This is a genomic window from Adlercreutzia sp. ZJ242 (genome assembly GCF_011038995.1).
GTDB lineage: Bacteria > Actinomycetota > Coriobacteriia > Coriobacteriales > Eggerthellaceae > CAAEEV01.
The window spans coordinates 20170-28882 of record NZ_JAAKEE010000032.1; the positions used below are offsets into that span (position 1 = coordinate 20170).

Here is an 8713-nt window from a genome sequence, read left to right on the forward strand (position 1 = left end):
AAGCGAAGATAAGGCCAAGGACGGCATCGACGCTTACGGGCGAACTCTCCAGGTGCCTGATCGGGTGCTGCCTTCCCTGATGAGGCGGCCGTCCTTCTTCAGCTCCGCCACCAGGCGCTCGGCGCTGCGCTTGGAGCAGCCGAGCTTCACGGCGAGGGCGGAGACGCTGCCTGCGGGATGCGCGCGGAAGTAGGCGAGCGCGTTTTCGAGGTTGAGCTCGCGCGAGCTTTGCGGGGCGGCGAAGAGGCGGAGCGAGTCGCGTATTGCTTCCAGCATGAACTCGACGAACGCTTCGCTCGACCCCGCTGCGTCGGATTTCGCGAAGGCGGCATAGTATCCCGCTTGCCGCTGTCTGATCGTGCTCTCCACGGGCAGCCAAGCCAGCACGGGACGCCACCGCGAGAGGAGGAGCGTATGCCAGAGCCGGCCGACGCGTCCGTTGCCGTCCGCGAAGGGGTGAGCGAACTCAAACTCGAAGTGGAACACGCATGAGGCGAGCAGCGGGTGCATGTCGGTTGCCTCCAGCCAGCTGAAGATGTCGGCCATGACCTCGGGCACGTAGGCGGCTGGCGTGCCGGCGTGGATGAGCCTATCGCCGTCGAAGACGCCGACGTTGCCGGAGCGAAAGCGCCCCGCCTCGGCGACGAGGCCCTCCATCATGGCGCGGTGGGCCTTGAGCAGGTCCTCAAGCGAATAGGGGTCAAGCTCGGGGATGAGGTCGTACGCCCGCTTGGCGTTCTCGACTTCCCGGATGTCGCGGGCGCTGCCGAGCACGCGCCTTCCGTCGAGAATGGCCGTCACGGCTTCCTCGGTGAGGCTGTTTCCCTCGATGAGCAGCGAGGAGTGGATGGTCTTGATTCTCAGCTCGTGGTGGAGCATGGGACTTGCTGCGAGGTCGGCCTGAGGGGAGACCATGCCGACGAGCTCTGCGACCTCCATGCAGAGTTGGGCGATGCGGTCGTTGCGGTTGAACGGCGGCTCGTAAGGCACAGCCCCTCCTTTACGTCGCTATCGGCAACACAGCGCCCGCACAGTACGCTGCATCTTCTTCGATTACCGCCATGATTATACCGCCATTGGCGGTATAAAGCCGCCCGGGCTGCGCGATCGGGCTTGCGGACCGAGGTGCGAGCCAAGGCTCGGGCTGAGCGGCTCTCTTCTTGCCTGACGTGCGCCTGCTGCTCCTCGCGCGCGTTTTCCGGCTCGCCCGCCGATTCCTGGGCGCTTGCTTAGCCGCAGGTGAGCGCACCTCGCCTACACTGCTGCGTGAGCGCACGCGTACGTTGCGTGCGCGGCGCGCGCCTGGCGGCGCACGCGGATTCGCCGGCCATACATGATGGGGACTCACATGACGAAGAAGATTCTGGTTACGGAGAAGATCGCCGAAGAGGGCATCGAGGCGCTGCAGAAGCGCGGCTACCAGGTTGACGTGAAGCTCGACCTCACGCCCGAGCAGCTCATCGAGGTGATACCGCCGTACGAGGCGCTCATCGTGCGCTCTCAGACCTTCGTGACGCCGTCGCTGATAAAGGCCGCCGAGAACCTCAAGGTGATCGGGCGCGCCGGCGTGACGGTCGACAACATCGACATCGAGGCGGCCACCGAGGCCGGCATCATCGTGTGCAACGCGCCCACCTCCAACATCGTGAGCGCCGCCGAGCACACCATGGCGCTCATGCTCGCCGCCGCGCGCAAGATCCCGCAGGCCAACGCCTCCATGCACGCAGGCCAGTGGGTGCGCACGGAGTTCGTGGGCACCGAGCTCTACGGCAAGACGCTCGCCATCTTCGGCCTCGGCCGCATCGGCGGCCTCGTGGCCGAGCGCGCCCGCGCCTTCGGCATGCGCCTCATCGGCCACGACCCGTACTGCAGCCCCGAGCGCGCCGAGCAGCTCGGCGTGACGCTGTACGACTCGGTGAGCGAGGTGGTGACCCAGGCCGACTTCATCACGGTGCACCTGCCCAAGACCGCCGACACCATCGGCATGTTCGGCCCCGAGGAGTACGCCGCCATGAAGGACGGCGTCATCCTGGTGAACGCGGCGCGCGGCGGCATCTACCAGCCCGACTCGCTGGCCGACTTCGTGGCCGCGGGCAAGATCGCGGCCGTGGGCATCGACGTGTACGAGGAGGAGCCCTGCACGGAGGGCCCGCTGCACGAGTTCGACAACGCGCTGCTCACCCCGCACATCGCCGCCGTCACGCGCGAGGCGCAGGTGCGCGCGGGCGTTCAGATCGCCAACTACGTGTGGGCGGGCCTGGAGGGCTCCATCGTCCCCACGGCCATCAACGTGTCGCCGCTGCCGCCCGAGGTGCTCGACGCCCTCGGCCCCTACGTGCCGGCGTGCAAGATGATGGGCCGCGTCATCGCGCAGGTGCTCGGCAACATCCCGAAGTCGCTGCGCGTCGAGCTCGCGGGCACCATCGCCGACGCCGACCCCGAGATGCTCGTGGCAGGCGTGCTCGACGGCATCCTCACGTACCGCCGCCTGAGCACGGTCACCTCCTCGAACGTCGACTCGGTGGCCGCCCGCCACGGCATCTCCGTGCAGACCGCGGGCGTGTCCGACGCGCAGGAGTACGCCTCCTCGGTGCGCGTCGTCGCTGACGGCGTGGAGATCTCGTCGACGCTCTTCGGCATCGACCAGGCTGCGCGCATCGCCTCCATCATGGAGTACAAGATCGACATGGCGCCCGCGAAGCACTCGCTCATCTTCGAGTACGTCGACGCGCCGGGCCGCATCGGCACCATCGGCACCATCCTTGGCGCGGCGGGCGTCAACATCACCACCATGCAGATCGGCACCAAGCCCGCCGAGCAGTGCGCGCTCGTGTACATGAACGTGGAGGGGGAGGTGAGCGCGGAGGTGCTCGACGAGCTGCGCGCGGCCATCGACCTGAAGAACCTCTGGGCGCTCACGCTGTAGGTCGCGGTTCTCGGCAGCTGGATACCATGTGACGAAGCGAGAGGGGGCTGGAAAGACGGCCCCCTTTTGCTATCATGTGCAAATGCGGTTAACCGCACGAGGCAAGACAGGAAAGAAGGAACCATGACCCGCAAGATCAACATCTTTGACACCACCTTGCGCGACGGCGAGCAGTCGCCGGGCGCTTCCATGAACACGGAGGAGAAGCTCGTCATCGCCCGCCAGCTGCTGCGGTTGAACGTGGATGTCATCGAGGCGGGTTTCCCCATATCGAGCCCGGGTGACTTCGAGAGCGTGCGCCGCATCGCCGAGCTCGCGGGCGAGGACGCCACGGTGGCCGGCCTCACGCGCGCCATCGAGAAGGACATCGACGTGGCGGCCGACGCCCTCAAGTACGCCAAGCGCCCCCGCATCCACACCGGCATCGGCGTGTCGCCCTCGCACATGCGCGACAAGCTGCGCATCACCGAGGACCAGTGCATCGAGCGCGCCGTGCACGCGGTGTCCTACGCGAAGAAGTACGTGGACGACGTGCAGTTCTACGCCGAGGACGCGGGAAGGTCCGACTACGACTTCCTCGTCAAGGTCATCCAGGCGGTCGTCGACGCGGGCGCCACGGTGGTGAACATCCCCGACACCACGGGCTACTCGCTGCCCGAGGAGTTCGGCCAGCGCATCAAGTACCTCATGGACAACGTGCGCGGCATCGAGAACGTCACCGTGTCGGTCCACTGCCACAACGACCTCGGCATGGCCACGGCGCTCGCCATGGCCGGCGTGAAGAACGGCGCCACGCAGGTCGAGTGCACCGTCAACGGCCTCGGCGAGCGCGCGGGCAACACGGCCATGGAGGAAGTGGTCATGGCCATCCGCATGCATGAGGCCGAGCTTGACGCGCACACCGACATCAACACCCGCGAGTTCATCAAGGCGAGCCGCCTCGTGAGCTCCATCACCGGCATGAACGTGCAGGCCAACAAGGCCATCGTCGGCGCGAACGCCTTCGCGCACTCCTCGGGCATCCACCAGGACGGCGTGCTGAAGAAGCGCGACACCTACGAGATCATCGACCCGGCCGACGTCGGCGCAGGCTCGAGCCAGATCGTGCTCACGGCGCGCAGCGGGCACGCGGCCCTGAAGCACCGCCTCGAGGAGCTCGGCTACGAGTTCGAGGGCGAGCAGCTCGACCAGGTGTACGAGGCGTTCCTCAACCTGGCCGACAAGAAGAAGGAGGTCTACGACGAGGACCTCGAGAGCCTCGTGAACGAGCGCGACCGCGAGGAGAGCGCGCTCTACACGCTCGAGAGCGTCCAGATCAGCTGCGGCTTCCCGCTCACGCCCACGGCCACGCTCACGCTCGCGAACCCCGAGGGCGAGCCGATCACCGTGTGCGCCTACGGCACCGGCCCGGTCGACGCGGTGTACAAGGCCGTGAACCAGATCATCAAGGTGGACAACGACCTCACCGAGTTCTCCGTGCAGTCCGTCACGCGCGGCATCGACGCCCTCGGCGAGGTGACCGTGCGCGTGAAGGCCGGCAACGGCGAGGTGTACACCGGGCGCGGCGCCGACGGCGACATCATCGTGTCGTCCACGAAGGCGTACCTCAACGCCCTGAACCGCCTGCTCTCCGAGAAGCGCTAATCTGTTCCGTTCGCCCTGACGGGACGAACGGAACTGCTCGACGCTGCGGCTTCTTGCGGCACCTGACCTAGCCCCTTGTGCAGGGCTCGGCGTGGGCGGAGCCCACTTGGCCCTGCGGCGGGGCTATCTCAGGCACCGCAAGAACCCTCGCTGACTTTACCTCCCACGGGGACGTTGTCCGTTAGCCGCATTCGTCGTCTGGTTTTGGGGTGCGGATGGGGGAAATACCCTATAATGGCGAAGCTCTTTTGTGGAGCTTCGCCATTTTTTATGTATAGAAGGGAAGGGTAAGTCTCATGACTGACGACAAGGAGGCGCGCGCCGGGAAAGCGCAGAGCGCGCCGTCGGCGTCGCCCGCCGACGGCGCCGCCGTCGCAGACGAGCCGAAGAAGCCGTGGTTCAAGCGGCTCTCGCTCACCACGTGGATCTTCATCGCGCTCGCGCTCGGCGTCGCGGCGGGCCTGGCGCTGCAGGGGACGCCGGAGATCGCGGACACCTACATCAAGCCGCTCGGCACCATATTCCTCAACCTCATCAAGATGATCGTCGTGCCGCTCGTGCTCTTCTCGATCATCGCGGGCGTGGTGTCGCTCGAGGACGTGAAGAAGGTTGGCGCCATCGGCGGCAAGACCATCGTGTTCTACCTCACGACCACGGCGTTCGCCGTGACGCTCGGCCTGATCTTCGCCAATGTGATGAACGTCGGCGCGGGCTACATCCTGCCGGCCGAGGACCTCGTCTACGAGGCCAAGGAGGCCCCGTCGTTCATCGACACCATCGTCAACATCTTCCCGTCGAACTTCGTGCAGCCCATGGCCGACGCCACGATGCTGCAGGTCATCGTGATCGCGCTCGTGTTCGGCTTCGGCATCATCGCGGCGGGCAAGAAGGCCGCCATCGTGGTGGAGTTCACCAACGCGATGTCGGACGTGTGCATCAAGGTGATGCACGGCATCATCATGATCGCCCCGTTCGGCGTGTTCGGCCTGATCACGCCCGTCATCGCGAACAACGGGCCGGAGGTCCTGGCGCCGCTCCTGTGGCTCGTGGTGGTGGCCTACGTGGCCATGATCTGCCAGATCGCGCTCGTGTACTCGGGCATCGTGAAGGTGTTCGCGCGCATGAGCCCCTTGAAGTTCCTCAAGAACCAGGCGCCCGCCATGGGCTTCGCCTTCGCGTCGGCCTCCTCGGTCGGCGTGCTGCCGCTCAACCTCGAGTGCGCCAAGAAGATGGGCGCGTCTGACGAGGTGGCTTCGTTCGTGCTGCCGCTCGGCGCCACCATCAACATGGACGGCACGGCCATCTACCAGGGCGTCTGCGCCATCTTCATCGCGCAGGTGTTCGGCATCGACCTCACGATCGGCCAGCAGTTCACCATCGTGCTCACCGCGGTGCTCGCCTCCATCGGCACGGCGGGCGTCCCCGGCAGCGGCATGATCATGCTCGCCATGGTGCTCCAGTCGGTGGGCCTGCCGGTGGAGGGCGTCGCGCTCGTGGCCGGCGTCGACCGCATCCTCGACATGATGCGCACCGTGGTGAACATCACGGGCGACGCGGCGGTGGTCCAGAGCGTCGACGCGATCCAGAAGCGCTCCTACGCGCGCAAGGAGCAGAAGCTCGCCGCCTAAGGGCGCGAAGGGCGCCCTCGGCGCTCATTTTGTGCCGCATTCTCGTCCCCATCGCCTTCGTTTCGGGTGATAATACGCTCTACACGAAAGCGGACGCAGGGCCGCCTCACCACGCCGGGCGTGATGCGGCGGCCCTGCTGCATGACAGCTGCACCACGAGGGAGAGAGAGGGCACCCATGGTTGAAGAGGAGAACAAGCTCGGCCGCAAGATCGTCACGCTGCGCACGGCGCACCACTTGAGCGCGCAGGACCTGGCCGACCGCTGCGGCTGCGACGTCTCGGTGATCGAGGATCTGGAGTCGGGCACGGCGCCGGCGTCGCTCGCGCCGCTCATCAAGATCACGCGCGCGCTCGGCGTGCGCCTCGGCACGCTCATGGATGACGACGAGGCGTTCGGCCCGGCCTACATCTCGACCGAGCAGATGCGCGAGGTGGAGCTCACCCGGAGCCTCCAGACTGCGAGCGACGCGGGGGACTTGAGCTACTTCAGCCTGGCTGCGGGCCGCCCCTCGCGCCACATGGACCCCTTCATCATCACGGTCGACCCGTGTGGCGAGATGGACCACGAGCTCGTGGGGCACGAGGGCGAGGAGTGGCTGTTCGGCATGGAGGGCTGCATCGAGATCGAGTACGGCCGCGAGGTCTACGTGCTGCATCCCGGCGAGAGCATCTACTACGACTCCATCGTGCCGCATCAGGTCCGCGCCCACGAGGGGCAGAAGGCGAAGTTTTTGGCCGTCGTGTACACGCCGTTGTAGGGGGCGCGCATGACCACTCCCGCCTCCACCTCTGCTTCCATCCCCGCTCCCGCGCCCGTTCCCGGCTCGCCGGACTACCCGCTCCACTCCGAGAAGACGATCGGCGACTACTTCCGCGACCAGGCGGCGACAGACCCCGATCACGAGTTCGTGGTCTACCCCGACCGCGACCTGCGCTGGACGTACCGGGACTTCGACGAGCGCACCGACAACCTGGCCAAGGGCCTGATCGCCATCGGCATGAAGCCGGGCGACCACCTCGGCGTGTGGGCGCGCAACATCCCCGACTGGCTCACCTTCATGTACGCCACCGCGAAGGCGGGCATCGTCATGGTCACGGTGAACCCCGTGTACAAGAGCCACGAGCTCGACTACGTGCTCAAGCAGTCCGACATGAAGGCGCTGTGCGTGATCGACGCCTACCGCGACGTAGACTACCTCGAGATCATCCGCGGCCTGGTGCCCGAGTCGCTCGAGCAGCAGCGCGGCTTCCTGCGCAGCGAGACGTACCCCTGCCTCGAGAACCTCATCTACATGGGGCCCGAGAAGCACCGCGGCTTCTACAGCGTGCCCGAGCTCATGCTCTTGGGGCAGCACTACCCGGACAGCTCGCTCGAGTGGGCGGCGCACCAGTTCGACAACAACGACGTCGTCATGATGCAGTACACCTCCGGCACCACGGGCTTCCCGAAGGGCGTCATGCTCACGCACCGCAACATCCTGAACAACGGCTTCTACATCGGCGAGGGCCAGAAGCTCGGGCCCGCCGACCGCGTGTGCCTGCCCGTGCCGTTCTTCCACTGCTTCGGCTGCGTGCTCGGCGTGATGGCGAACCTCACGCACCGCTCCACCATGGTCATCGTCGAGGACTTCGACGCGGGCCTCGTGCTGCAGGCCATCCACAAGGAGCGCGCCACGGCGGTCTACGGCGTGCCCACCATGTTCATCGCCGAGCTCAACCACCCCGACTTCGACACGTTCGACCTCACGAGCCTGCGCACGGGCATCATGGCGGGCAGCCCCTGCCCGCCCGAGACGATGCGCGAGGTCATGGACAAGATGTACATGCGGGAGATCACCATCTGCTACGGCCTCACCGAGACGAGTCCCGTGTTCACGCAGACCTCGGCCGACGACGACATCGAGCACAAGTGCGAGACGGTCGGGCGCGCGCACCCGCCGGTCGACGTGCGCGTGATCGACCCGTCCGACGGGCACGTCTGCGGCGTGGGCGAGCCGGGCGAGCTGTGCTGCAAGGGCTACAACGTCATGAAGGGCTACTACAAGATGCCCGAGGCCACGGCCGAGGCCATCGACGCTGACGGATACCTGCACTCGGGCGACCTCGGCATGGTCGACGAGGACGGCTACTACCGCGTGACGGGGCGCATCAAGGACATGATCATCCGCGGCGGCGAGAACATCTACCCGCTCGAGATCGAGAACTTCCTGCTGGGGCATCCCGGCATCCTCGACGCGCAGGTGGTGGGCATCCCCGACGCGAAGTACGGCGAGATCGTGGGCGCCTTCGTGCGCACGCGCCCGGGGCACGAGGACCTCACCGAGGACGACGTGCGGCAGTGGGCCATCCCGCGCATCGCGCGCTACAAGGTGCCCAAGCGCGTGTTCGTCGTGGACGACTTCCCCATGACGCCCTCGATGAAGGTGCAGAAGTTCAAGCTGCGCGAGATGGCCGAGGAGCTGGTGCGCGCCGGGAAGTAGGGGAGCGGGGCGCGGGCGCGCCGCGCGGGACGGC

At 66.6% G+C, this 8713-nt stretch carries 6 protein-coding genes; 5 read left to right on the top strand and 1 reads right to left on the bottom strand.

Annotation, left to right across the window (positions count from 1 at the left end):
• Positions 1-33 precede the first annotated feature (33 nt).
• Complete coding sequence (locus G7Y49_RS08265; RefSeq protein WP_241157346.1) at positions 34-990, bottom strand: Fic family protein; 957 nt, start codon at positions 988-990, stop codon at positions 34-36.
• Positions 991-1348: 358 nt separating this feature from the next.
• Between G7Y49_RS08265 and serA the strand changes: the two genes are divergently transcribed.
• The 5 genes from serA (at position 1349) to G7Y49_RS08290 (ending at position 8679) form a co-directional block, all read left to right on the top strand.
• Positions 1349-2926, top strand: a complete 1578-nt coding sequence (gene serA / locus G7Y49_RS08270) for a phosphoglycerate dehydrogenase (protein ID WP_165172833.1) — start codon at positions 1349-1351, stop codon at positions 2924-2926.
• A 123-nt stretch (positions 2927-3049) separates the two neighbouring features.
• A complete protein-coding gene (locus G7Y49_RS08275) occupies positions 3050-4570 on the top strand; it encodes a 2-isopropylmalate synthase (RefSeq protein ID WP_165172835.1) in 1521 nt (506 codons plus the stop codon).
• A gap of 296 nt (positions 4571-4866) precedes the next feature.
• The gene (locus G7Y49_RS08280) at positions 4867-6198 is read left to right on the top strand and encodes a dicarboxylate/amino acid:cation symporter (RefSeq protein WP_165172845.1); all 1332 of its coding nucleotides are present in this window, start codon (positions 4867-4869) and stop codon (positions 6196-6198) included.
• 177 nt (positions 6199-6375) lie between these two features.
• Positions 6376-6957, top strand: coding sequence for a helix-turn-helix domain-containing protein (locus G7Y49_RS08285; protein WP_165172847.1), 582 nt, complete (start codon positions 6376-6378; stop codon positions 6955-6957).
• A gap of 9 nt (positions 6958-6966) precedes the next feature.
• Entirely contained in the window at positions 6967-8679 is a 1713-nt protein-coding gene (locus G7Y49_RS08290) for an AMP-binding protein (RefSeq protein WP_165172849.1), read from the top strand.
• Positions 8680-8713: the final 34 nt, after the last annotated feature.